Source organism: Stenotrophomonas sp. STEN063 (genome assembly GCF_056854515.1).
This window is the reverse complement of sequence record NZ_JBXFWF010000072.1, coordinates 1-23,865: the sequence shown is the minus strand read 5'-3', so window position 1 is coordinate 23,865 and position 23,865 is coordinate 1. Positions and strand designations below refer to the sequence as shown.

General features: G+C 60.9%; 21 protein-coding genes, 1 tRNA gene and 1 pseudogene. 12 read left to right on the top strand and 11 right to left on the bottom strand.

Going from position 1 to position 23,865, the window contains the following annotated elements; all coding sequences use genetic code 11:
* Positions 1-167: 167 nt before the first annotated feature.
* Positions 168-1,589 (bottom strand): M28 family peptidase, encoded by a 1,422-nt coding sequence (locus AC1VWL_RS16545; protein WP_482987395.1) that lies wholly within the window; start codon positions 1,587-1,589, stop codon positions 168-170.
* Between the two features lie 253 nt (positions 1,590-1,842).
* Here AC1VWL_RS16545 and AC1VWL_RS16540 point away from each other — a divergent pair, with 253 nt between their 5' ends.
* Positions 1,843-2,823: a hypothetical protein gene (locus AC1VWL_RS16540; RefSeq protein ID WP_482987394.1), complete on the top strand. Its 981-nt coding sequence runs from the start codon at positions 1,843-1,845 to the stop codon at positions 2,821-2,823.
* Positions 2,824-2,881: 58 nt separating this feature from the next.
* Here the strand turns inward: AC1VWL_RS16540 and mscL are convergent, their stop codons facing one another.
* The 3 genes from mscL to AC1VWL_RS16525 form a co-directional block, all read right to left on the bottom strand.
* Positions 2,882-3,298, bottom strand: coding sequence for a large-conductance mechanosensitive channel protein MscL (gene mscL, locus AC1VWL_RS16535; protein ID WP_282273057.1), 417 nt, complete (start codon positions 3,296-3,298; stop codon positions 2,882-2,884).
* 58 nt (positions 3,299-3,356) lie between these two features.
* Positions 3,357-4,061 carry a fumarylacetoacetate hydrolase family protein gene (locus AC1VWL_RS16530; protein WP_482987393.1) on the bottom strand — a complete coding sequence of 235 codons (705 nt, stop codon included), beginning with the start codon at positions 4,059-4,061 and terminating at the stop codon, positions 3,357-3,359.
* 505 nt (positions 4,062-4,566) lie between these two features.
* Complete coding sequence (locus tag AC1VWL_RS16525) at positions 4,567-4,848, bottom strand: hypothetical protein (RefSeq protein WP_282272400.1); 282 nt, start codon at positions 4,846-4,848, stop codon at positions 4,567-4,569.
* Positions 4,849-5,021: 173 nt separating this feature from the next.
* Between AC1VWL_RS16525 and AC1VWL_RS16520 the strand changes: the two genes are divergently transcribed.
* On the top strand, positions 5,022-5,369 hold the full coding sequence (locus AC1VWL_RS16520; protein WP_481554187.1) for a Rieske (2Fe-2S) protein: 348 nt from the start codon (positions 5,022-5,024) through the stop codon (positions 5,367-5,369).
* 202 nt (positions 5,370-5,571) lie between these two features.
* On the opposite strand, the gene AC1VWL_RS16515 is transcribed toward AC1VWL_RS16520, so the two are convergent.
* From AC1VWL_RS16515 to thiS, 4 genes are all read right to left on the bottom strand, one after another.
* Complete coding sequence (locus tag AC1VWL_RS16515; protein ID WP_482987392.1) at positions 5,572-7,419, bottom strand: SLC13 family permease; 1,848 nt, start codon at positions 7,417-7,419, stop codon at positions 5,572-5,574.
* Positions 7,420-7,543: 124 nt separating this feature from the next.
* Positions 7,544-8,296, bottom strand: a complete 753-nt coding sequence (gene trmB, locus AC1VWL_RS16510) for a tRNA (guanosine(46)-N7)-methyltransferase TrmB (RefSeq protein ID WP_481615209.1) — start codon at positions 8,294-8,296, stop codon at positions 7,544-7,546.
* Complete coding sequence (locus AC1VWL_RS16505; RefSeq protein ID WP_482987391.1) at positions 8,296-9,090, bottom strand: thiazole synthase; 795 nt, start codon at positions 9,088-9,090, stop codon at positions 8,296-8,298. Before AC1VWL_RS16505 ends, trmB begins: the two co-directional genes overlap by 1 nt.
* Positions 9,091-9,376: 286 nt before the next feature.
* Entirely contained in the window at positions 9,377-9,577 is a 201-nt protein-coding gene (thiS, locus tag AC1VWL_RS16500; RefSeq protein WP_481615210.1) for a sulfur carrier protein ThiS, read from the bottom strand.
* Positions 9,578-9,754: 177 nt separating this feature from the next.
* Here thiS and AC1VWL_RS16495 point away from each other — a divergent pair, with 177 nt between their 5' ends.
* From AC1VWL_RS16495 to AC1VWL_RS16470, 6 genes are all read left to right on the top strand, one after another.
* Entirely contained in the window at positions 9,755-11,542 is a 1,788-nt protein-coding gene (locus tag AC1VWL_RS16495; protein ID WP_482987397.1) for an autotransporter outer membrane beta-barrel domain-containing protein, read from the top strand.
* A 325-nt stretch (positions 11,543-11,867) separates the two neighbouring features.
* Positions 11,868-11,941: transfer RNA gene (locus AC1VWL_RS16490), tRNA-Gly, on the top strand.
* A gap of 148 nt (positions 11,942-12,089) precedes the next feature.
* Positions 12,090-12,965, top strand: coding sequence for a 30S ribosomal protein S6--L-glutamate ligase (gene rimK / locus AC1VWL_RS16485; protein ID WP_282267216.1), 876 nt, complete (start codon positions 12,090-12,092; stop codon positions 12,963-12,965).
* A gap of 249 nt (positions 12,966-13,214) precedes the next feature.
* Positions 13,215-13,688, top strand: coding sequence for a hypothetical protein (locus AC1VWL_RS16480; protein WP_482987390.1), 474 nt, complete (start codon positions 13,215-13,217; stop codon positions 13,686-13,688).
* Positions 13,689-13,698: 10 nt separating this feature from the next.
* Positions 13,699-14,376, top strand: coding sequence for a response regulator transcription factor (locus AC1VWL_RS16475; RefSeq protein WP_057629745.1), 678 nt, complete (start codon positions 13,699-13,701; stop codon positions 14,374-14,376).
* On the top strand, positions 14,369-15,709 hold the full coding sequence (locus AC1VWL_RS16470; RefSeq protein ID WP_482987389.1) for a sensor histidine kinase: 1,341 nt from the start codon (positions 14,369-14,371) through the stop codon (positions 15,707-15,709). Before AC1VWL_RS16475 ends, AC1VWL_RS16470 begins: the two co-directional genes overlap by 8 nt.
* An 837-nt stretch (positions 15,710-16,546) precedes the next feature.
* On the opposite strand, the gene coaE is transcribed toward AC1VWL_RS16470, so the two are convergent.
* Genes coaE through AC1VWL_RS16455 form a run of 3 tightly spaced genes read right to left on the bottom strand, consistent with a single transcriptional unit; the run spans position 16,547 to position 19,362 of the window.
* Positions 16,547-17,173 carry a dephospho-CoA kinase gene (gene coaE / locus AC1VWL_RS16465; protein ID WP_482987388.1) on the bottom strand — a complete coding sequence of 209 codons (627 nt, stop codon included), beginning with the start codon at positions 17,171-17,173 and terminating at the stop codon, positions 16,547-16,549.
* A gap of 55 nt (positions 17,174-17,228) precedes the next feature.
* Positions 17,229-18,095, bottom strand: a complete 867-nt coding sequence (locus AC1VWL_RS16460) for a prepilin peptidase (protein WP_482987387.1) — start codon at positions 18,093-18,095, stop codon at positions 17,229-17,231.
* A 7-nt stretch (positions 18,096-18,102) separates the two neighbouring features.
* Positions 18,103-19,362 (bottom strand): type II secretion system F family protein, encoded by a 1,260-nt coding sequence (locus tag AC1VWL_RS16455; protein ID WP_482987396.1) that lies wholly within the window; start codon positions 19,360-19,362, stop codon positions 18,103-18,105.
* 485 nt (positions 19,363-19,847) lie between these two features.
* On the opposite strand from AC1VWL_RS16455, the gene AC1VWL_RS16450 reads away from it, so the two are divergent.
* The 4 genes and pseudogenes from AC1VWL_RS16450 (at position 19,848) to pilB (ending at position 23,774) form a co-directional block, all read left to right on the top strand.
* The gene (locus tag AC1VWL_RS16450; protein ID WP_482987386.1) at positions 19,848-20,216 is read left to right on the top strand and encodes a prepilin-type N-terminal cleavage/methylation domain-containing protein; all 369 of its coding nucleotides are present in this window, start codon (positions 19,848-19,850) and stop codon (positions 20,214-20,216) included.
* A 77-nt stretch (positions 20,217-20,293) separates the two neighbouring features.
* A pseudogene (locus AC1VWL_RS16445) lies at positions 20,294-20,402 on the top strand (prepilin-type N-terminal cleavage/methylation domain-containing protein); the annotation flags it as partial.
* Positions 20,403-20,699: 297 nt separating this feature from the next.
* Positions 20,700-21,506, top strand: a complete 807-nt coding sequence (locus AC1VWL_RS16440; protein WP_482987385.1) for a sterol desaturase family protein — start codon at positions 20,700-20,702, stop codon at positions 21,504-21,506.
* 537 nt (positions 21,507-22,043) lie between these two features.
* Entirely contained in the window at positions 22,044-23,774 is a 1,731-nt protein-coding gene (pilB, locus tag AC1VWL_RS16435) for a type IV-A pilus assembly ATPase PilB (protein WP_482987384.1), read from the top strand.
* The last annotated feature ends 91 nt before the right edge of the window (positions 23,775-23,865 follow it).

Here is a 23,865-nt window from a genome sequence, read left to right as displayed (position 1 = left end):
CCGCCGGCCGGCCGGCCCACCCCCACAACACCCCCCCGGGGGCGCCCCCCCCGGGCCCGCTGGGCCCCCCCCCCCCCCCCCCCCGGCCCGTCGCGCCCCCCCACTACAAGAAACCAAAACAAGAAAGGCGCCTTGCGGCGCCTTTCTTGTCTCAACCGGGCAGGCAGTCACTCCCGCGGCGGCACCACATCCTTGGCCTCGCTGCCGAAGCTGCCATCGGATTCCGCTGCCAGATAGGCAAACACGGTGTAGGCCGCCACATTCTGCGCAAGGGCCTTCGGGTCGATCTTGTCCAAGGTATCGTCCGGGGTGTGGTGCAGGTCGAAATAATCGGTTCCGTCCTGTGCCAACCATGCCCAGGCGCCACCCTTGGCGGCCAGCGGGCTTACGTCGGGGCCGGGGCCGCCTTGGTTGGCGCGGTACTCGATACCCAGCGGCGCCAGCGCTTCGCCGATCTGGCGGGTGGCCTCACGCGATTCCGCCGGATTGCCCGAGCCGGTGTTGAAGGCATAGATGCGGCCCGCGCCGAAGTCACTCTCGGCGGCGATGTGCTGCTGCACGATTTCGCCGGCCGCCACGCGGGCAGCTGCATAGGCCTTGCCACCGTGCAGACCCTGCTCTTCGTTGGCGAAGGCGATGACGCGGATGGTGCGCTTGGGGGCCTGCTTGAGCTGGCCGATCAGATGGCCGGCGGCCATGGTGATGCCGACGCCGGCGCCGTCATCGATGGCGCCGGTGCCCAGGTCCCAGGAGTCCAGGTGCCCGCCGATCACCACAACTTCCTTGGGCAGGCTGCGGCCGGTGATTTCGCCGATCACGTTCTGCGAGGTATAGCTGCCATCCCAGCCGCAATCCAGCGCGATGCGGATGCGGGTAGGGCCGCGCGCAACCAGACGATTGAGCTGGTCGGCATCCGGGCCGGACAGTGCGGCCGATGGCACCGGGGTCAGGCCTTCGTCGTAACGGGTGATGCCGGTATGCGGCATGCGATGCGAATCGGTGCCAGCCGAGCGCATGATGAAGCCGACCGCACCCTTGCGGATCGCTTCGGACGGGCCACGGCTGCGGACACTGCCGCCGATGCCATAGTCAGCGCCATCCCGCTTGCGGGTCATGGTGAAGTCGACATAGGCGATCTTGCCGGCCAGCGAGCCTTCCGGCGCCGCCTTCAGTGCATCCAGACCTTCAAAGCGCACAATCTCGGCTTCCACCGTGCCGGCCGGGCTGCCGCCCAGGGCGGTGATGGTCAACGGCTGCGGATGTGCGCCCAGTACCGAGGCGTGTTCGCTGCGGCGCTCCCACTTCGGGAAGGTCACCGGCTCGGTCCACACCTTGTCGAAGCCCAGTTCCTTGAACTTGGCCTTGGCCCATTCCACCGCACGTGCGTCGGCTTCGCTGCCAGCCATGCGCGGGCCAACTTCGGTAGTCAGCGATTCCACCACCTGCCAGCCGGTGTTGTCCGCCAGCGCCTGTGCACGCAACTCGGCGGCCTTGGTCAGCGCCTGCTGTGGAATATGGGTGGGCGCTGCGTTGGCAGCGGCCGAGGTGCACAGCAGGAGAAGGGCAAGGGAAAGAGCACGGCGACGCATAGTCAATTCCAAGGTGATTTGTCGAGTCAGGGTAACAGTGAGCGGATGTAGGTGAATGTGCCGGTTGGGATGTGTGGAAGTCTTGGTGGTCGCTAGGAGGTTCCCCTGCTGGCCGCCCCCGAGGACATTCGCTAGGCGATACAGGCAGCTGGAACGGTGACAAACAAGCACGGGTTTTTCTTGTGTTGCGATGCAGCATCGCAGGCGAGGCTGAGCACCCCCACCGGTTTGGTGGATTGCTCGGGAACACGTGATGAGATTGCGATACAAGACAGCAGGGACGTTGTTGGTGCTGGCACTGCCAGTACTCGGTTTTGCGCAGGGCCACTCCATGGACGATGTGCGTTTCACCGGGCCGTTGCTGACTCCGGGCCCGGCAGCGATGCCGCAGGGCGAATTTTTCGCCCAGCCGTATTGGATATACAGCCGCACCCGTGGCGTCTACGACGATCACGGCGATCGCCATACGCTGGATGCACACGACAGCAGCCAGTTGCTCAGCCTGCTGCTCAGTGGCGGCATCACCGATCGCCTGACGGGCGAGTTGGTGCTCAATGGCAGCCGCTCCGCGCACGGCGCCCAGCACAGTGATGGCTACCGCATTGGCGACAGCGCGGCTCGGCTGCGCTACCAGTTGCACGCGGGTGATGCACTGACCGGTGGGATGACCCTGGCGGTGATGCTGAGTCAATCGCTGGCGACCGGACGGCATGACCGATTGGGTGAGAACACGTTCAATGGCCAAGGTAGCGGGGTGTATCGCACCAGCCTGTCGTTGCTGGGGCAGCAGGTGCTGTGGCTGCCGAATGGACGGCCGCTGCGTTGGCGCTGGCAGACCACCTGGAGCCCGTCGCCGGGCAGCGTTTCGGTGGTCGGGCGGAGTGTGTATGGCACCGAGCAGGGTTTCCGCGGCATGCTTGCTGCCGGTGCGGCGGTCAGTGGCGCATTGGGGCTGGAGTACAGCATCAACCGCAGTTGGGCTCTTGCCCTGGACCTGACCGCCAGCACGCAGTCGGGCAACGTGCTTGAGGGCAGCGTGGCCGATGCGACCGGCCAGCGGAAGGCGCTGCGCCAGAATGGCTCACGCAGCCGCGCCTTCAGTATTGCGCCAGCCGTGGAATACATCATCAACGACCAGATTGGTGTGCTGTTCGGCGTGCAGACATCACTGCCGGGTGGGCGCAACAGCGCGTCCTACGTCAGCCCGCAGGTATCCATGACGATGACCTTCTGATCACTGCAAACGACAACGGCCGGGAACCCCGGCCGTTGTTGGCAAGCAGGTTGATCGATCAGTGCTTGTTGAGGCTGTCGCGGATTTCGCGCAGCAGCAGCACTTCTTCGGTCGGTTCCGGCGCAGCGGCCGGGGCTTCTTCCTTCTTGCGGGACAGGCGGTTGACCACCTTGACCAGCATGAAGATCGCGAAGGCGACGATGATGAACTGGATCAGCGTGTTGATGAAGTCGCCATAGCCCAGCACCACGGCAGGGATTTCCTTGCCATCGGCGCCCATCTTGGCCGGTGCCAGGGTCCAGGCGAGGCTGGAGAAATCGACGTTGCCGACCAGCATGCCGATCGGCGGCATGATCACCTTGTCCACCAGCGAGGTGACGATCTTGCCGAACGCGCCGCCAATGACCACACCAACCGCGAGGTCGATGACGTTGCCGCGCATCGCAAATTCCTTGAATTCGCTGATCATTCCCATGTGTTTCTCCTAGGTATGCGTGAAAGGGAGCTGGCGCAGACTACTCCAGTGGATGTAATCAGACGATCACGCCGTCGCGCTGTGCGATTTTTCCGAGACGTGCGCTGAAGCGATCACCGGCTTGCAGCGCGGCGACGCCAGCCGGGGTGCCCATGAAGACCAGATCGCCGGCGCGCAGTGCGTAGAGCTTGGACAGTTCGTGCAGGATATCGGCGACGTTCCAGATCATCTGGTCCAGCGTGGACGTCTGCCGAAGTTCGCCGTTGATCTCCAGCGACAGCTCCAGCGGCGACAGATCACCGACCTCGGATGCCAGCACGAGGCTGCTGACCGGAGCGGAATGGTCAAAACCCTTGGCGATATCCCAAGGGCCGCCCTTGGCCTTGGCGGCTGCCTGCAGGTCGCGGCGAGTCAGGTCGAGGCCGACGCCATAGGCCAATACCAGGTCCATCGCCTGATCCACGGCGAGCACGCCGGCGGGCGCATCCTTGCCGAGTGCCACGACCAGCTCCACTTCGTGGTGCAGGTCGGAGGTGGCCGACGGATAGGGGATGGGCGCATCGCCGACCACGATGGCATCGGCTGGCTTCATGAAGAACATCGGCTGGCCGCGTTCGCTGGCCGAGGCCGGCGCGGCCGCGCCCATCTCGCGAGCGTGATCGGCAAAATTGCGGCCCACGCAGTAAATGCGGCGCACCGGGAAGGTGCCACCACCGGCGACCGGGATGCGGGGCTGGGGCAGGGCGGGAATCAGGTCAGTCATGGTTGCGTCCAGGTGAATCGACGCAAAAGTCTAGCGGACAAAAGCGCTTTCTGTTGCGCAGAAACGCTGTGCTGAAGTGCCGGCTTGTGGGAGCGGCACAAGCCGCGAAGCAGATGGTCGAGCAGATTGCGGGTATGCCGATAGTTTCAACCGTGCTGGCTTCGCGGCTTATGCCGCTCCCACAACTTGACCGGCGCCGGGAGCGCTTCTTTGTAGGAGCGACGTGAGCCGCGAAGCAGATGGTCGATCAGATCGCCGACATGCCGGGAGTTTCAACTGTGCCGGCTTCGTGGCTCACGCCGCTCCTACAGTCTGAGGGCACCGGTAAGGCCCCTGCCGAGCATGGCTAGGCACTACCGCTTCTGCTCCCTCCCTTTCGCGTAGCGAAGGGGAGGGTTGGGGAGGGGTAAGCGCTTCGCTGGTTGGTGCATTTGTGGCATCGCGGCGCTTGCTGCATCGCCGGCAAAGCCTCTGCCGAGCATGGCTCGGCACTACATTGCGTGGCTTAGCGTGCCTGCGGCAGGGCGGCCTTGCGCACTACGCGGTACTCGGCGTCGACCACGGTCGGGTCGGCCTTGCGCATGGCGCGGGCCTTGCGCGATGCAAACAGCTTCCAGGCGATGCCGCCCAGGATCATCGCTGCGCCAATGAACACGCCACCGACCACCAGCACTGCAAGGATTGCAATGCCGAGCAGGCCCAAGGCAATGCGCACCAACGGATTGCGCGGTTTGCGCGGCTCGAACAGGTTGCGCAGCTTGGCGAATTGGACGTAACGGATGTTCATGAAAGCTCTATGACGTTGAGTCTGCTGTGGAGTATCAGGGGCGATCAGGCCAATTGCGTGAAGTTGTCGTTAATTGGTGTCTGAATAGGGGGCGCGACACTGCCGTGAGTCAGCTTCGCTTTGGCCCTGGCTGCCCATGCGACAATAAGCGTCTTACTTGTATCGGTGTTCCAATGTCCAGCGCCATCGCTTCCGGAATCGAACTTTGTCCGCTGGCCGCCGTGCCTGATCAAGGCTTTCATGCGGTGGTGGCGGTGATCGATGGCGATGCGGAAACCTTGGTCTTGTACCGCGATGGCGATGCGGTGCGGGCGTGGTTGAACGTCTGCCCGCACGCCGGGCGTGCCCTGGATTGGGCGCCGGGACAGTTCCTCAAGAGCCGAGAAGGACATCTGGTCTGCGCCGTGCACGGTGCTTCGTTCGAGCTGGAAGGTGGTATCTGCGTCGCAGGCCCGTGCAAAGGTGACTCGCTGCGCGCGGTGCCGGTGCTGGTGAGCGATGAAAAGGTGTTGCTGGGCTGAGGGCTGGGCAAGCGGGTTTTGCAGGTGCTGCGGCTTTTGCAGGAGCGTCGTAAGCCGCGAAGCCATTGGTGCTGCAAGGCCGATAGCGTCTGTTGATCGGCAACACCCGCTGTTCGCTAGGTGGCTGGTGGGTCTCCGCCGTTAGCGCCGGCAGGTGCACTGGCTTCGCGGCTTACGCCGCTCCTACAGGATCCCGAGCCTTTCAGAACATGATGTTGATCATGATCACCACGATCACGGTGTAGAGCAGCGATAGCGGTCCGCCGACCCGCCACATCTCGCGCGGGGTGTACTTGGCCGGGCCCATCGCCATCGAGATCACCGGGTTGGACGCGGTCATCAGGTTGTTGGACGCCGACAAAGCCACGATCAGCGCGAACGCAGTGGGATTGCCGCCCGCAGCCAGCGCAAGGTTCACCGCAATCGGCACCATGACAATGGTGGCGCCGACATGGCTGATCACCAGCGAGAAGGCGGTGGTCAACAACGCCAAGGCGATCTCCAGCGCCCACACGGGGATGCCGGCGGGCAGTTTGTCGATGGTGTGACCGGCGATCCAGGCGGCCGCGCCACTGCTGTCCATCGCCCAGCCCAGCGGGATCAGGCCGGCCATCATGAAAATGGTCTTCCAGTTGATCGCTGCGTAAGCCTCGTCCATGCGTAGCACGCCGGTCAGCAGCATGCCGGCCACGCCGGTGAGCAGGGTCAGGGCCACCGGCAGGTGCGAGGTGAGCGCGATGATGATGGTCAGTGCGAAGATCGCCATCGCGATCTTGAACTTGTGTGGGCGCTGCTCGCCCTTTGGGTAGTCGGTGACCACCACGAAGTCGCGGCTCTCGGCGGCAGTGGCCAGGTCCTGCCAGATGCTGTGGAAGACCAGCATGTCGCCGGCGCGCAGCGGGGTATTGCGCACGTCCTCGCGGATCACCTGCTTGTCGCGGTTGATCGCCAGCAGGCTGATGCCGCGTTCCTTGCGCAGGCGCAGCTGCCCCGCGGTCTTGCCGATCAGGCGTGAAGTTGGTGGCACCACCGCTTCAGAAATGCCGGCGCGGGCCGGATTGAACAGGTCGCCCAGCTGCTTCAGGCGCGAGGACATGCGCAGGAACTGGTTCTGCGCGAAGTCCGAGACCTGCCGACGTGGACCCATTACGCCCAGTGCACTACCGACCCAGATGCGCATGTCCGCCGGCGGCGACAGGCGCGTGTCATCGCCGGTTTTCAGTGCAAGGAACAAGGGGGCATCGAAGAGGTTTTCAGCCTCGCCAACGGTCATGCCGACCAGCGGACTCTCGGCGGTGACCAGCAGTTCGAAGACATCGCCTTCAATGCCGTAGGCCTTGGCGAAATAGCTTTCGGTTCGGGCCGGGGCCTGGCCGTCTTCGCTTTCGGTTTCTTCTTCCTGCAGTTTGCGGCTGCCGTAGAAGCGGAAATAGGCCAGCGAGGCGATCAGCAGTGCTACGCCAATCGGCAGCGGCGCGAACATGCGCAGCGGCTCGATGGTGGCGGTGCCTGAGGGCAGGTTGTTGTTGGCCGAGACCAGCAAGTCGTTGAGCAGGATCAGCGGCGAGTTGCCGACCATGGTCAGCGCGCCACCCATCACGATGGCGGCGGAGATCGGCAGCAGCTGCCGCTTCAACGTGAGCGCGGTACGCGAGGCCAGTCGCGAGGCGACCGGCAGGTACAGCGCCATCACCGACGGGTTCTGCATGAACGAGGAGTTCAAGCCGGCGGTTGCGCTGGTCAGCAACAGCAGCCGTTGTTCCAGTCCATGCGAACGCCGCAGCAGCCAGCCGGCGAGCCGGTTCAGTGCGCCGGTACGGTCCAGACCGGCGCCGAGAATGGTGGTGGCGATGATGCTCATCACCGCGTTACCGGAGAAACCGCCGAAGATTTCTTCCGGTGCAATCAGGCCGGTGACGCCCAGCACCACCATCACCACCAAGGCCACCACGTCGGCGCGGATGCGCTCGAACAGGAACATCGCCATCGTGAAACCCACCAGCCCGAGTACGAGCTTCATATCGGTGGTGAGCGTCAGCGCGGTATCCATCAGGGCAGTGACTTCAAAGAGGAGAGCTGGGACGGTTTGACAGTGCACTCTGCCATCAACGCTGCGCAGGAGGCGTGTTCGGCAATCTCATGGAAGCGTGCAGCTGTCATCGCGTCCTCATCACTCAGCCGGCGTCCGTGTTGCCGGGCTTGTCATACAGCAGATCCCAGACGCCATGGCCCAGCTTCTGCCCGCGGGTCTCAAAGTGGGTCTGCGGACGCCAGTCCGGACGCGGCACCGCGCCACGCGGGCCGGCGCGGTTGACCAGACCGGGCGTGGCGTCGAGCACGTCCCACATCTGCTCGGCGTAGTCTTCCCAGTCGGTGGCGCAATGCAGACGGCCGCCAACGCGCAATTTGCGCACCAGCAACTCAGCAAAGGCCGGCTGCACCAGACGGCGCTTGTTATGGCGCTTCTTGTGCCAGGGATCCGGGAAGTAGATGCGGATCTCGTCCAGCGCGCCGTCGGCGACTTCCTTCTCCAGCACTTCCACGGCGTCGTGGTGGTAGAGCTTGACGTTGTCGGCATTGTCATCGGCCAGCGCATTGAGCAGGCGACCCACGCCCGGTGCGTGCACCTCGATGCCGATGTAGTCCTTGGAGGTGTCGAACTGGGCGGCGTAGCGCAGCGCGGCGCCGTTGCCGAAGCCAATCTCCATCACCTTGGGCGCATTGCGGCCAAAGGTGGCGTCCAGGTCGCGCGGCTCGCCATTGAAGTCGATGCCGAAGCGCGGCCAACGGTCGTCGAACGCGCGCTGCTGGGCCGGGGTGAAGCGGCCCTGGCGCAGTACGAAGCTGCGGATCTCGCGGCGGCCTTCGGTCACGGTGAAGGGCTTGGGCGGCGCCTTGGAGCCCGCGCTGTCAAAAGGATTGGTCATCAGCCGATCAGCCCATCAACGGGAGAGGAGGCGCTGGCGTAGCGCTTGCGCGGGATGCGGCCGGCGAGGAAGGCCTCGCGGCCAGCTTCCACGGCCTTGCGCATGGCACTGGCCATCAATACCGGGTTGCGGGCGCCGGCAATGGCGGTGTTCATCAACACGCCGTCGCAGCCCAGCTCCATGGCGATGGCCGCGTCCGAGGCGGTGCCGACGCCGGCATCGACGATGATCGGCACCTTGGCGTTCTCGATGATCTCGATCAGGTTGTACTTGTTCTGGATGCCCAGGCCCGAACCAATTGGTGCGGCCAGCGGCATCACCGCGGCGCAGCCGATTTCCTCCAGGTGCTTGGCCAGGATCGGGTCATCGGAGGTGTAGACCATGACGTCGAAGCCGTCCTTGACCAGTTGTTCGGCAGCCTTGAGGGTAGCCATCACGTCGGGGTACAGGGTCTTCTGGTCGCCGAGTACTTCGAGCTTGGTCAGGTTGTGGCCATCCAGCAGCTCACGCGCCAGGCGGCAGGTGCGCACTGCGTCTTCGGCGGTATAGCAGCCGGCGGTATTCGGCAGGATCGCGTAGCGGTCCGGCGGTAGCACGTCGAGCAGGTTGGGCTCGCCCGGGTTCTGGCCGATGTTGGTGCGGCGGATGGCCACGGTGACGATCTGGGCGCCAGCGGCTTCGGTAGCCAGACGGGTTTCTTCCAGATCCTTGAACTTGCCGGTGCCGGTCAGCAGCCGGGATGAATAGGTTTTGCCGGCGATGACCAGCGAATCGGTGGGGACATTTGCATTCATGCCCGAATTATCACCCATCCAGCCTACGTGTAGTGCCGAGCCATGCTCGGCATGGACTATCCCCGGTAAAGCCCCGACGCAGCATGACTGCGCTCTACAGATGGTGCCGACAGCCGCCGCTGTCGCTCCCTCCCTTTGCCGCAGGCAAGGGGAGGGCTGGGGAGGGGTTGGCTTTTCCGCCCTTTGTGTATGGGCAGCTTCGCGGCTTGCGCCGCTCCCACAAGTTTGATGCTGCGCCGGTAACGCCCCTGCCGAGCATGGCCCGGCCCTACCTGGTTGCGGCGCTTCAGCCGCCGCCCAGCGCGTGCACGATTTCCACCACGTCACCGTCCTGCAGCCGATGGTTCGCATGCTGGCTGCGCGGAATGATGTCGCCGTTGATCTCGACCGCCACGCGGCGTTCGGCCAGCCCTTCGGCGGCCAATAGTTCGATCAGGGTCAAAGCGGGCTGCAGCTGGCGGGGTTCGCCATTCAGATGGATGTTCATGCCGCCATTCTCGCCACAGCCGCGGCAAAAGCCCAGCGGACAGACAGTTTGCGGCGGCGCAGCGTGTGTGTCTTACGCGGTAATGAAAACATAACAACGTGCGGCGGCGTATGTCTGTCCGCTTTCCCCATCCAGGAGTTGAACATGTCTCTTTCCCTTCGCCCGCTGCGCGCTGCCGTGGCTGTTGCCATTGCCTTGGCGGCAGTGCCGGCCATGGCGCAGTCACCGTATTCCAAGACGGTGTTCTTCGGTGACAGCCTGACCGATACCGGCTACTTCCGTCCGGTGCTGATGCAGTTGGATCCGAACGCGTCGCTGGTTGGCCGTTTCACCACCAACCCGGGCTGGGTGTGGGCGGACCATATCGCCGACCAGTACGGTACCAATGCCAGCCCCAACGGCAACGGCCAGACCGGCGACAACTACGCTGTTGGCGGCGCGCGTGTGGGTGTGGACACTGTCGGCGCACTGGGTGCAACGCCGTCGATGAAAACCCAGATGACCAAGTACCTGGCCGCCAACGGTGGCAAGGCTGACGCCAATGCGCTGTACACAGTGTGGGGCGGTGCAAACGATCTGTTTGCGGTGCAGGCGGCGCCAGCGCAGGCGCAGGCCATCATCGGCGCGGCGGTGGCCGACCAGATCGGCATCGTCGGCACGCTGAAGTCCGCTGGCGCCCAGTACGTGATGGTCCCGACGCTGCCGGATATCGGCTTGACCCCGGCCTCCCGTGCAGGCGGCGCCGTTGGCATGGCGCAGGGCACCGCGCTGGCCAAGACCTACAACAGCGCGCTGTTTGGCGGGTTGAAGCAGGCTGGCCTGCAGGTGATCCCGGTCGATACCTTCAGCATCCTGCAGGAGATCGTCGCCAACCCGGGAACCTATGGTTTCACCAATGTCAGCAACATGGCCTGCACCTCGGCCTCGTCGCTGACCTGCTCGCCGTTGACCTTGGTGGCGCCGAATGCCAACAACACCTATGTGTTCGCCGATGGCGTGCATCCGACCACGGCTGCCCATCAGATCCTCGGGCAGTACGCCATCTCGGTACTGGAGGCGCCGCGTCTGCAGCAGATCCTGAGCCATTCGGCACAGACCACCGGTCGCGCCCGTGCCGATCAGGTTGGCGCGCATGTGGGCTCGCGTCCGGCTGATGGCCTGAGCTGGTGGGGCAATGTGCGCGGCGACATGCAGCGTTATGACCATGCCGATCTCTATGATGGCCTGGCACCGGCCGGCCTGTTCGGTGTGGATTGGGCGCGTGACGGCATGGTGCTCGGCGGCTTCGCCGGCTACGGCCGCATGGACGCCGATTTCGGCAACAGCAAGGGTGACTTCACCCAGGACGACACCACACTGGGCCTGTTCGCCGGCTGGTACGGTGATCGCGCATGGGTCAATGGCCAAGTGAGCTACAGCTGGCTGGGCTATGACGTCACCCGCAAGGTGCAGCTTGGCCCGGCTACCCGTGAGCACAAGGGTTCGCCGGACGGCAGCAACCTGACGGCCGCCATCAACGCCGGCTATGAATTCGGCCAGGCTGGCGGCTTCCGCCATGGTCCGGTGGCCGCTGTGGTCTGGCAGAAGGTGAAGCTGGATGGCTACGTGGAAAGCAATACCAGCGCCACCGCGTTTGGCTATGGCGACCAGGATCTGGATTCGACCGTTGGCCGCATCGGCTGGCAGGCCCGCTTCGATGGCGGCAACGTGAAGCCCTATGTGCAGGTCACCTACGACCATGAGTTCGAGGACGGCAAGCAGGCCAGTGCCTGGTTGCAGACCATGGCGGACGTCGGCATGTACAAGGTGCCGGGGCTGGAGTTTGACCGCAACTACGCCACCGCGGTGCTGGGTGCACGTCTGAGCCTGTTCGGTCTGGAAAGCAATATCGGCCTGAGCACCACCACGATGCAGAAGTCCGCGCGTGATGCGACGGTGTTCGCCAGCTTTGGCGGCAGCTTCTAAGCCGCTGTAGCAGCAATCAAGCAGGTGTTGTGTGTGGGAGGCGGTGCCGCGTTTGCGGCATCGCCTCTTTTTTTTGGGGGGATGTGTGGGCGTGTGTTGGGGCTGCTGTTTGCACAGCGCTGTAGCCCGGGTAAGCGCAGCGCACCCGGGGGTGTTGTCGCGTGGATCGAGTTCCCGGGTGCGCTGCGCTTACCCCGGGCTACGGCCTTGTCGTCGGCATTGGTCCGCAGGCAGAAACGTCCGATAAGGCTTTATTGAGCCGGGAACGCGCAGTCGTGGACATTGCTTTGTCCCTGCGTGGCGCATAGACTTCAGCCTCGCCAAAGCGGGCGTAGCTCAATGGTAGAGCTGTAGCTTCCCAAGCTACTGACGAGGGTTCGATTCCCTTCGCCCGCTCCATTCCTGGCGGTTTTTCGGGGGATGCGTGCGGCACGGTGCCTGGTCTCGCTTTACCTGTCGATGAAGGCCCTCCCAACGGCGCGATCAAGATCATCTGGGACCGGTTACGCCGCGATATGCTGCGCGCCTACCGACCACTCCCGCCGCGATGAAACTGGCCATTCTTTCCCGTAATACCAAGCTGTACTCGACCCGTCGTCTGGTCGAAGCTGCACGCAGCCGCGGCCATACCGTGCGCATTCTCGACCCGCTGCGCTGCTATATGCGCATCACCTCCAGTGGCTTCGGCATGCACTACAAGGGCAAGGCGCTGACCGGGATAGACGCGGTGATCCCGCGCATCGGTTCCTCCATCACCCGCTACGGCACGGCGGTGCTGCGCCAGTTCGAGATGATGGGCGCGCGTACCCCTAATCCGTCCGATGCCATCCTGCGCGCGCGCGACAAGCTGCGCGCGCATCAGCTGCTGGCGGCCAAGGGCATCGACATGCCGGTGACGGTGTTCGGTGACAACCCGGACGATACCGATGACCTGCTGTCGATGTTGGGGCCGCCGCCGCATGTGGTGAAGCTCAGCGAAGGCACGCAGGGCCGGGGGGTGATCCTCACCGAGAAGCTCAGTGCCTCCAAGGGCACCGTCGAGGCCTTGCGAGGGTTGTACGCCAACTTCCTGGTGCAGGAATTCATCGCCGAGGCCCAGGGCGCGGACCTGCGTTGCCTGGTGGTGGGCGACCAGGTGGTGGCGACCATGCGCCGCCAGGCGCAGGAAGGGGACTTCCGCTCCAACCTTCATGCCGGTGGCGTTGCCGAGCGGGTGGTCTGCAGCAAGGCCGAGCAGCAGGTGGCGATTCGTTCGGCCAAGGCACTGGGGTTGGGCATTGCCGGCGTCGACCTGATCCGCTCCAAGCGTGGGCCCCTGGTGCTGGAGGTCAATTCGACCCCGGGTCTGGAGGGCATCGAGGGGGTCTCAGGGGACGATATCGCCGGGCGCATGATCGAATACGTGACCAGCCTCAAGCGCTGACCGTCGGGATGCGATTTCTTTGCATGGTTTTAACAAGCCTTTAATCCGGCTGGCCCTAGCCTGTTTCCACTGTACCCAGCCCTCCTCAGTGGGTCCGGTGATCGGGAATTTTTTAAGGCCCTGGCGGTTTCCGTCGGGGCCTTGTTTTTTAGTGGCGGTCTGGGGTGTTTGCTCTATATGCTTGGAGAATGGCCTTGGTGGCTTGGTCAGGTTCCGCCCTTTTTCTTTTCTCTACTGCAAGGAGCTTTTGTGAAGATCAGGAGTCTCGTTATTCTGGCGTGTCTGGTGCAGTCCTTCTCAGCGGGTGCGTCCGATATCAAAGTAGAAAAAAGCATCGACGTACAGGCGTCTTTCGCGGCGCAGGCTCAGAAGATCAGGCAGGATCTGATGGGAGATGATTACGCTGAAATTTCCAGGGAAGATCGCAGCAAGGTCGATTCGGCACTGCAGCGGATGGAAGCGTTGCTCGCGGGCGATGCTGAGATTGCAAAGCTGAATGAAGCCGATAAGGTCCAGTTGTTCAACGACCAGGAACTGGTCAATGCTGTACTGACCAAAGCGCGTGATGATAGTCGCCTTGTTTGCCGTCGTGAAAAAACCGTCGGCTCCCACCGCGCAACATCACAGTGCTTGACTGTAGCCGAGAGGCGTCGGCTCAGGGAACAATCCTTTGAATTGCTTCAGGCTAATCAGCGCGATTTGTCGAAGCCGCAAGTGAACTAAGGGCGGACTAGTGAGAATTCTCGTAATCGAAGACAACAGCGACATCGCTGCCAACCTTGGGGACTATCTCGAGGATCGTGGTCATACGGTGGACTTCGCCGCCGATGGCGTGACCGGCCTGCATCTGGCCGTGGTGCACGAGTTCGATGCGATCGTGCTGGATCTGAACCTGCCAGGCATGGACGGCATCGAAGTCTGCCGCAAGCTGCGCAACGATGCGCGCAAGCAGACGCCGGTGCTGATGCTTACCGCGCGTGACTCGTTGGACAACAAGCTGGCAGGCTTCGATTCCGGTGCAGATGACTACCTGATCAAGCCGTTCGCGCTGCAGGAAGTTGAAGTGCGGCTCAACGCGTTGTCGCGACGCGGCAAGGGTGCGCACACCCGTGTGCTGGAGGTGGGGGATCTGGAATACAACCTCGATACGCTGGAAGTGCGCCGCCAAGGCAAGCTGCTGCAGCTCAACCCGACCGCGCTGAAGATCCTGCAGGCCTTGATGGAAGCATCACCGGCGGTGGTTACCCGTCAGGAACTTGAAACCCGTGTCTGGGGTGAGGAGCTACCGGATTCGGATTCGCTGCGCGTGCATATCCATGGCCTGCGCGCGGTGGTCGACAAGCCGTTTGAAGTACCAATGATCCAGACCCGTCACGGCATTGGTTACCGTATCTCCGCACCCGATGCCTGAATCAGCATTACCTGAGCCTGTGCGCAAGCGGGGGCGGTACCGCCGCCGCCTGCGCAGCCGCATCATCGTCTCGTTTGTGCTGTTGGGCTTTTGCCTGACGGCGTTGTTCGCCGTGGCTGCGTGGAATTTACGTGCCCGTGTTGAGAATCAATTGATTGAGCGGACATTGCAGCGCGAGGTCAGTAATCTGGTTTCTCAGGTGGAGACCAATCCAGGTGAGTCGCCGTTCTTTCTGATGTTCGACGCCCGCACCTGGAGCCCTGAAAACGCTTACAAGGTTGACCCTTTGTACCGCGACCTGAGTGACGGCATACATGATATTCGGCAGCAAGCACCAGATGGCAGCTGGCACGTCTACAAGGTCGCGATAAGCAAGGGTGTCGATCCCAAGGGTACCCCGTTTACCAGTCTGATTCGGTATGACGTATCGGATGCAGCGGAGGCGACGGGCCAGTTGCTACGCTTGTTGCTTATCGCAGTCGTGCTTTTCACAGTGTTGAGTCTGGTGCTGGGCTGGTGGTCGGCTTCTCGCGTCATGCGCCCTGTGTCTGATCTGGCCGCACGGTTGCGCGCCTATCGCGGTGGTACCAAGCACCCTGAGCCTTTGGCGCCGCGTTTTCCTGATGACGAAGTTGGCCAGTTAGCGGAGGCGCTGGATGATTACTCCGAACGTCTGACTGAGGTAGTACAGCGTGACCGCGAGTTCAATGCTGACGTGAGTCACGAACTGCGCACCCCACTTGCAGTGATCCGTGGGGCTACCGAACTGCTGTTGGCGCGGCCCAATCTGGACGAAAAAGTGTTGCAACGTCTGCAACGGATCCAGCGTGCAGAGCAGCAGTGCAGTGACTTGATTGGTTCCTTGCTGCTGTTGTCGCGCAACGAGCGGGCCCAAGGCAGCAGCAACGTCGCAAGGGTCGCAGAGCAATTGCTGGAATCGCATCGGGCTCAGCTTGGCGGCAAGCCGCTGGAACTGGTACTGGAGGGATCGCGCGAGTTGGTGGTCAACGCGCCAGAGTCGGCGCTGTCTGTGGCGCTGGGCAATCTGATCGGGAATGCCGTCAAGTATTCCCAGGAAGGCAGGGTGCTGGTGCGGGTGAGCAGCAATGCCGTGGAAGTGATCGATAACGGGCCTGGCCTGAGCGAGAAAGATGCTGCCAGCCTGTTCCAGCGCGGCTATCGCGGTACCCATGCTGGGCATTCGCAGGGCGGCGGTATCGGCTTGTCCATTGTCAGCCGACTTTGCGCGCTCTACGGCTGGCAGGTGAGTATTCGTCCTGGTAAAGAGCGCGGCGTGATCGCTACGCTGACATTTGCACCGGAGCAGATCTAATTTTGCCCCTGAACCTTGGGTATCTATCTAAGGAAAAAATAGCTAAATCGTGTAGCTCCTGGCTTAGCCAAGCCAGAGGGAGTGAGATTTGGTTTTATTGTGGTCGATGTTGAGATATTCAAAGACTTGGGTCTTTGCTTGTTAAGACGCGGTGAAGCGCAGGTCGTTGTTTGCTTCGGTATTGAGGCTTGTGATTCCAATATTCCATTGCAGCGTTGTAGTAGTGCTCCCGCTTGGGGCTCATACAGGCGATCACCTTGTGCCAGTCGAGCATGCAGCTCTTCGCATGTGACTAGTGTTGACGACTACTGCTGGGGATACATGATTTCGGATTAGTTCCTGACTAGGCTTGCACAAAGCGGATTGGAAAACAGCGCGGCTTTCGCCGCGCTGCCGTAGTTATCTCTTCTCGTAACGAACATATGGAATAGTGCACCCGTCTTCCTTTCGGCATGGCTCGCTGAAAGGATTTTTGCCATCGATAACTATGATTCGATCATTGTTTGTTGGCAGTTTAGGGCTGTTATTAGGCGGGAAGGGTGATGGGGATGGGGTGGGGGATGGCTTTGGCTGCGGTGCATTCTGTGCGAAGACACTTGCACTGATTAGCGAGAGAAAAAGGAATGCGGGGGCAAAGATCTTCCTGTTCATAAAAAACTCCTTTGAGCCATTTGCTCGATTGAATGCTAACACCATCAATCAGAGTGGCGTTTACTTCTTATGCGTATGTCTTTGGCGGATTTTGCATCTGCTGGGGGTAGAGTTGAGGCAGTTCTGAGTGATGCCGGTTTTGTGGAGGGGTGGGTGCTAGCTTCCCGTCCTGTCAGAACCTAGTGGTCAATTCGGGTGAATGGTTTCAGTGGATATCTTTTTATACAGGGCATCTAGTATTTCGATATGCGCCTGCAACGCATCCGGATGACCGTCATTGACGATCACATCGTCAGCCAATGCCAAGCGCTGCGCGCGGCTGGCCTGCGCCTGGATCATGCGTTCGGCCAGCGCAGCATCGATGTTGTCGCGGCTGAGCAGACGTGCATGTTGCACCTCCTCCGGCGCGTCGACCACCAGGACACGTTGCAGCCACGGATAGGTTGCTCGGCCGCCGGCCTCAGTGAGCAGAGGGATGGCGGCAATCGCATAAGGGCTGGTGGCCGCCTCACAAATGCCGCGCACGCGGGCACGGATGGCGGGATGGGTGATGGCTTCAAGCGCGCGGCGTTCGTCGGGGTTGGCGAAAACGCGCTGGCGCAGATGGGCTCGATCCAGGCTGCCATCGGCCTGCAGGACCTCGACACCAAACAGCTCGGCAATCGCCGCAAGCCCGGGGCTGCCGATCGCCACCACCTCGCGCGCTGCGATATCCGCATCTGCGACGGTGATGCCCAGTGCCTCGAAGCGCCGGCTGACTTCACTCTTGCCCGAGGCGATGCCGCCGGTCAGTCCGACGATGAAGCTGCTCATGCGATTACTCCAAAACAACAATGGCCCTTGAAGGGCCATTGTCGCTTGCGATCGCTTATTGCTGAAAGCCTGCCAGTCGCATGTAGCCGCCTATCATCTGGTCGCCCCACATGAAGACCAGCCAGCCGGCGATGGCCAGGTAGGGGCCGAAGGGGATGGGCGTGGCGCGGTCGCGGCCGCGCGTGTACAGCCAGATCGAGCCAATGATGGCGCCAACCAGCGACGACAACAGGATGATTGGCAGGATGCCCTTGAAGCCACACCAGGCCCCCAGCGCTGCAAGCAACTTGAAGTCGCCATGGCCCATGCCTTCCTTGCCGGTAATCTGCTTGTACAGCCACCAGACTGTCCACAACGACAGGTAGCCAAGCGCGGCGCCTATCAGTGCGGGCTTGGTGGGCATGTAGAGGTTGTCCATGCTGCCGATCAGGCCCAGCCACATCAATGGAATGGTGAGCTGGTCGGGTAGCAGCTGCGTGCGCAGGTCGATGCCGGATAGCGTTACCAGGAAGCAGCTCAGCACTATAGCGCCAAAGCCCTGCCAGCCGAAGCCGAACTGCCAGACACTGGCCAGCACCATTAACGCGGTGACCAGCTCCACGATCGGGTACTGGATGGAGATGGGTGCTTGGCAATGGCGACACTTGCCGCGTTGGATCAGCCAGCTGAACAGCGGGATGTTCTCGTACCAGCTGAGCTTGTGCTTGCAGTGCGGGCAGTGCGAAGGCTCGACCACGATGCCGGGCGGTGGCGGCTCATAGATGTCAGGCTGTTCGAGGATTTCGCGCGCATCGCGCTTCCACTGCCACTCCATGCGCTTGGGCAGGCGCAGGATCACCACATTGAGGAAGCTGCCGATCAGCAGTCCCAGTCCGGCCGCGGCGGGGTAGCCGAGGCCGGGATGCTGGTCGAGAAATGCCATTTGCTAATTATCCAACAACAGATGCGAGCTTGAAGATTGGCAGGTACATGCCGATGACCATGCCGCCAACAACGGTGCCAATGAAGACCATGATCAGGGGTTCCAACAGGCTGCTCAGGGCGTCCACTGAATTGTTGACCTCCTGCTCGAAGTACTCGGCCACCTTGAACAGCATAGTGTCCAGGGCGCCAGCTTCTTCGCCGATGGCTGTCATCTGCACCACCATATGCGGGAACAAGTTCACCTGCTTCATCGCCATGTTGACCGGGTAGCCGACCGATACATCGTCACGCATCCGCAATACGGCTTCTTCATAGGTCTTGTTGCCGGTGGCGCCAGCTACAATGCCCAGTGCTTCCACCAGCGGTACGCCAGCCTTGAAGGTAACGGCAGTCGTGCGGGCAAAGCGGGCAATGGCACTGTTGTGCATGATCTGACCGATCACCGGCACTTTCAGGATCAAGCGATCCAGTGTGTGCTGCATCTGAGGAGATCGTTTGTAAAGGTAGGTGATCCCCCCAATAGTACCGACCGCGAGTAGTAGCAGCGCCCACCACCACTTCACCATCAGGCGGGAAGCCGCCACGATCATCTGGGTGAACACGGGTAGATCGGTTCCGAAGCTTTTGAAAATGTCCTCGAACTGGGGGACGACCCAGATGAGCAAGACCGAGCTGACCAGAATGGCCACAGCGACCACCATTGCTGGGTAGAACAGCGCCTTCTTGATCTTGCCTTTCAGTGACTCCAGGTTCTCCTGGTAGTTGGCAATCGTCTCCAGTACGGTTTCCAGGACGCCGGCACCTTCGCCAGCGCGGACCAGGTTCCGATACAGCTCATCAAACTGCACCGGGTGCTTGCTGATCGCTTCGTACAGCGATGAGCCGCCCTCCAGATCAGCCCGGATAGTGCCCACCAGTTTGGCCATGCGCGGGTTCTTGTGGCCGCTGCCGATGATCTCCAGTGCGCTGACAATGGGTACGCCGGACTTCATCATGGTCGCCATCTGGCGACTGAAGAACGCGATGTCCTTTGGTTTGACAGGCTTGCCTGCGGCCCCGAACAGGGGCTTGGGCTTGGGCTTGACCACGGTTGGGGTGATGCCCAGGCGGCGCAGCTCGGCCTTCAACAGGTTCGCATTCTTGGCGTCCTGCTCGCCTTTCATCTTCACGCCGCGCTTGTCTGTTCCCTCCCAGACGAACGGCAGCATCTGGCTGGTGTTGCGTCCAGCCTGCTCTTTATTGATCGCGTTGCGGGTAACGGCCATTTTCTCTCCCCGTCCAGCCATCCCCAGGCCAGACAACATCGGCATGGTAGCTCGTCAAACGGCTGTAGGCACAGTCTGGGAGCAAGCTTTTTTGGAGGGGTAGGTCACATCGTAGTCACCTTTCCGGTGCTGAGCCTGCAATGGACGCTATCCGGGCGGATTGGAGGCTGTTGGATCCCCATGGGTCTGAAGTGGCGGCGCTTTGCTGCGACAACGCCGCTCCACGTGACTTTGGAACAAGGGGGGGGGCTTGCTTGCCAGGTAGCTTTGTGGAATTGCGTCACAAAGTGACGCACTGAGTCACCTTGTGGTGCTGTTCCTGAAACGAGCGAGCGGGGCTTCCTTTCTTTGGCGATGCTGCCATCATTGTCCGTGGGGAGCAGGGGGCTGCTGGGAAGTTGGCACGCAATCTGCTTTGTAACCCCATGCGCGCAGGCATATGTCTGCAACCATGTTCACAATCCAAACCTCTAGGGGATGTACTCATGAAGAAGCAACAGGGCTTTACCCTGATCGAATTGATGATCGTGGTTGCGATCATTGCCATCCTGGCAGCTATCGCTCTGCCGGCTTACAACAACTACCGCGTGAAGTCGGCTGAAGGCGCTTGCCTTGCTGAAGCCAAGGCTTACATGAATTCGGCTGTGGCCGCTATTCAGGGTGGATTCCCGGCTGCCGAAGTTCCGGCACCTTCAGCCAAGGCTTGCGTAACTCCGGCAGCCGCAGACAAGCTCGACAATACTGACGTGGGTGAAACCACTATTTTTACTCCGAAGGATCCGGGTGAAAAAACTATTACTTGCTACAACGACACCGCAGCCTGCGATCCTCCGGCTGCTGCAGCAACCCCGTAAGACTGGGTTGTAGTTACTGAGAACCCCGCTGCGGCGGGGTTTTCTTCAGGTGCTGTGCTGCTTTTTAAGGGGGCGAGATGTGCAGGGAGCAGCGTGGATTTACGTTGATTGAGCTAATGATTGTGGTTGCCATTATCGCGATCTTGGTGGCTATAGCGCTTCCGGCGTATAACAATTACAGGGTGAAATCTGCAGAAGGTTCATGTTTGGCGGAAATGAAAAGCTATGCGAGTTTTGCGCTAGCGACCCTGCATAATGGTGATACGCCGAGTGCTGCGCCCAAAAGGGCTTGTTCGGCCGCCGACAATGCTACGGTCATAGGTGTGGCGGTCACTGGGGCACCTCATGCGCCGGGCGCGAAATCTGTTGTTTGTGACATGAATACGGGCAACTGCGCGCTTTCATCGCCTTGAATTCGTTTGAACTTGCAGGCCAGGGCCGGATTTCCGCTCTGGTTTTTTGTTGAATTCGGATGGTCGGATAATGAGTTGGCCTTGGTACTCCAGTATTGTAATTGATGCGGCTTTAGGAATGCTGGCGCTAGCTCTGGTAGTTTTTTGTTTGGCGTTATGGGTAAATAGAAAGTGTTTGCGGGGTTTGTTTTTTGGGGGGTATGGCGAATCCGTCCGGTTCAATGTAGTTGTTTTTGCCGTTGACACGGTGCTTGTCCTCGGGCCGCTATCACTTCTGCTGGCGTCGGTTGTCGATATGGTGGAGCCGTTCGGTCTCAAGCTATCCCAGCGTGTTCCAGCGGGTGGTGGGCAAGCGCTTTTATGTGTAGTCGCTGTGATTTTTGTTGGCGATTTTGTGTCCTACTGGCGGCACAGGCTTGAGCATGTGGGCTGGTTCTGGAGGGCGCATGTCATGCACCATAGTGATCAACAAATGAATTGGACCACTATCTATCGTTTTCATCCAGTTAATCGTTTGACAACTGTAATTATTGATGGCTGCGTTCTCGCGTTTGTTGGGTTTCCGTGGTGGGCTGTGGCGATAAACTCATTCGTGCGGCACTATTATGGTTCGTTCATTCACATTGATAGGCCATGGACCTTTGGTCGTTTTGGTTGGATCTTTGTTTCCCCCGCAATGCATCGTTGGCATCATGTTTTGGATGGGGAGGGGGTTGGAAAGAATTTTGCGACAGTATTCTCTGTTTTTGATCGGATTTTTGGGACCTATTTTTGTCCTGGTCCCTGCAATGTTCAATTGGGAGTTGCTGGTGTGGGGAAGGGTCATCTGATTAGGCAATACGCGCTTCCTTTCAATCAGAACGATAATGCTGGGTAATTTTGGTTTTTCTGTGGCGCTGCTGTTCTGCAGGATGTTGGGTGGTTGTTTATGTCGAATGACAATTGCATTTTGAAGGTGTGATTGATTGAGTTGGGGCGGTCGGTCCATGTATAACTTGTGCTGATCGCGGTCAATCTTCTTCGATTCTATCGATGCGTGTTAGATCTGCCTGGATAGGGGTTCAAATTCCTCTGGACGGTTTTTCTTGCCTCACGCCTGAGGAGCAAGGGTTGCTTCGAACTAGCATTCCCGAGGTGATTGGACAGTACGAAAGTGAGTTTGCGCGCGTTCGTCCAGCAGGCTTGACGGTGATGCAATTACCGAGGTTCAAGTGCCGATAAGGGATGTAAATTTTGCGCATCTGCAGGCTTCCGCTATGGTCTTTTGTTGGAGTGGGTTTGCTAACTGCTCAGCTTGGGCGAAGTTTTAGTCACGCTTGGTGAGTTAAAGTATCCGGGCTAAGCATGGCTCGGCTCTACATGGGTTGCAGCGTTGCGTACAATCGTCAAGCTGCCATCCGGTCCAGGGGAAACCATGAACACTGCTGTCACCGCCAATCTGGTTGGCATCACCGGGATTGCCCGCCGTCTGGTCCAGGACGGGGCGCTGGAAGAATCGGTGGCTCGCACCGCCATGGCCCAGGCGGGTGAGGCCAAGGTGCCGTTGGCGCAGTGGCTGGCTGACAAGAAGCTGGTGAGTGCCTCGCATATGGCCGCTGCCAATGCGATGGAGTTCGGTATGCCGTTGCTGGACGTGTCGGTGTTCGATCCCAACCAGAATGCGATCAAGCTGGTCAGCGAGGAGTTGCTGCGCAAGCATCATGTGTTGCCGCTGTTCAAGCGTGGCGGCAAGCTCTTCATCGGCACCAGCAACCCGACCCAGCAGCTGGATGAGATCAAGTTCCAGACCAACCTGGTGGTCGAGCCTATTCTGGTCGATGAGGAGCAGATCCGACGTACCTTGGGTCTTTGGTTGGCCAGCAACGAGTCGCTGGGAGAAGGACTTGGTGGCGACGATGAAGGCATGGGCGACCTGGATATCGCTGCCGGCGATGAGGACATGGGGGGCGCTGGCGACACCGGAGTCGATGCCAAGGGTGATGACACGCCGGTCGTCAAATTCGTCAACAAGGCCCTGGTGGACGCGATCCGCAAGGGAGCCTCGGATATTCACTTCGAGCCCTATGAAGATGACTACCGGGTACGTTTTCGTATCGATGGCCTGCTCAAGACCGTAGCCAAGGCACCGGTCAAGTTGAACCAGCGCATCGCCGCGCGTCTGAAGGTGATGTCGCAGTTGGACATCGCCGAGAAACGCGTGCCGCAGGACGGGCGCATCAAGCTCAATCTGTCCAAGACCAAGCAGATCGACTTCCGTGTAAGTACCTTGCCGACCTTGTTCGGTGAAAAGATCGTGCTGCGTATCCTCGACGGCAGCGCTGCCAAGCTCGGTATCGACAAGCTGGGTTACGAGCCGGATCAGCAGAAGCTGTTTCTGGATGCCATCCACAAGCCTTACGGCATGGTGCTGGTCACCGGCCCCACCGGTTCGGGTAAGACGGTGTCGCTGTATACCGCGTTGGGCATCCTCAACGACGACACCCGCAATATCTCCACCGCCGAGGATCCGGTTGAAATCCGCCTGCCTGGCGTGAACCAGGTGCAGCAGAACAACAAGCGTGGCATGACCTTCGCGGCGGCGCTGCGTTCGTTCCTGCGACAGGATCCGGACATCATCATGGTCGGCGAAATCCGTGACCTTGAGACCGCCGAAATCGCGATCAAGGCCGCACAGACCGGCCACATGGTGCTGTCCACGCTGCATACCAACGATGCGCCGCAGACCATCGCGCGCCTGATGAACATGGGCATCGCGCCCTACAACATCACCTCGTCGGTGACCTTGGTGATCGCCCAGCGTCTGGCGCGGCGCCTGTGCAGCAACTGCAAGCGTCCGCAGCAGTTGCCGGAGAACGCGCTGCTGGCCGAAGGCTTTACCGCCGAGCAGATCGCCAAGGGTATAAATCTCCATGAGCCGGTCGGCTGCGAGGAGTGCACCGAAGGCTACAAGGGTCGTACCGGTATCTACCAGGTGATGCCGATGACCGACGACATTGCGGCGATCGTTCTGCAGGGCGGCAATGCGATGGATATTGCTGAAGCTGCGCAGAAGATCGGCGTCAATGACCTGCGGCAATCGGCATTGGTGAAGGCGGCGCAGGGCATTACCAGCCTGGCCGAGATCAACCGCGTCACCAAGGACTAAGCCCTGTAGTGCCGAGCCATGCTCGGCAATGTTTGGCATTTGTAGTGCCGAGCCATGCTCGGCAGAAGCTCTCCCGGGAATGCTCCAGCCG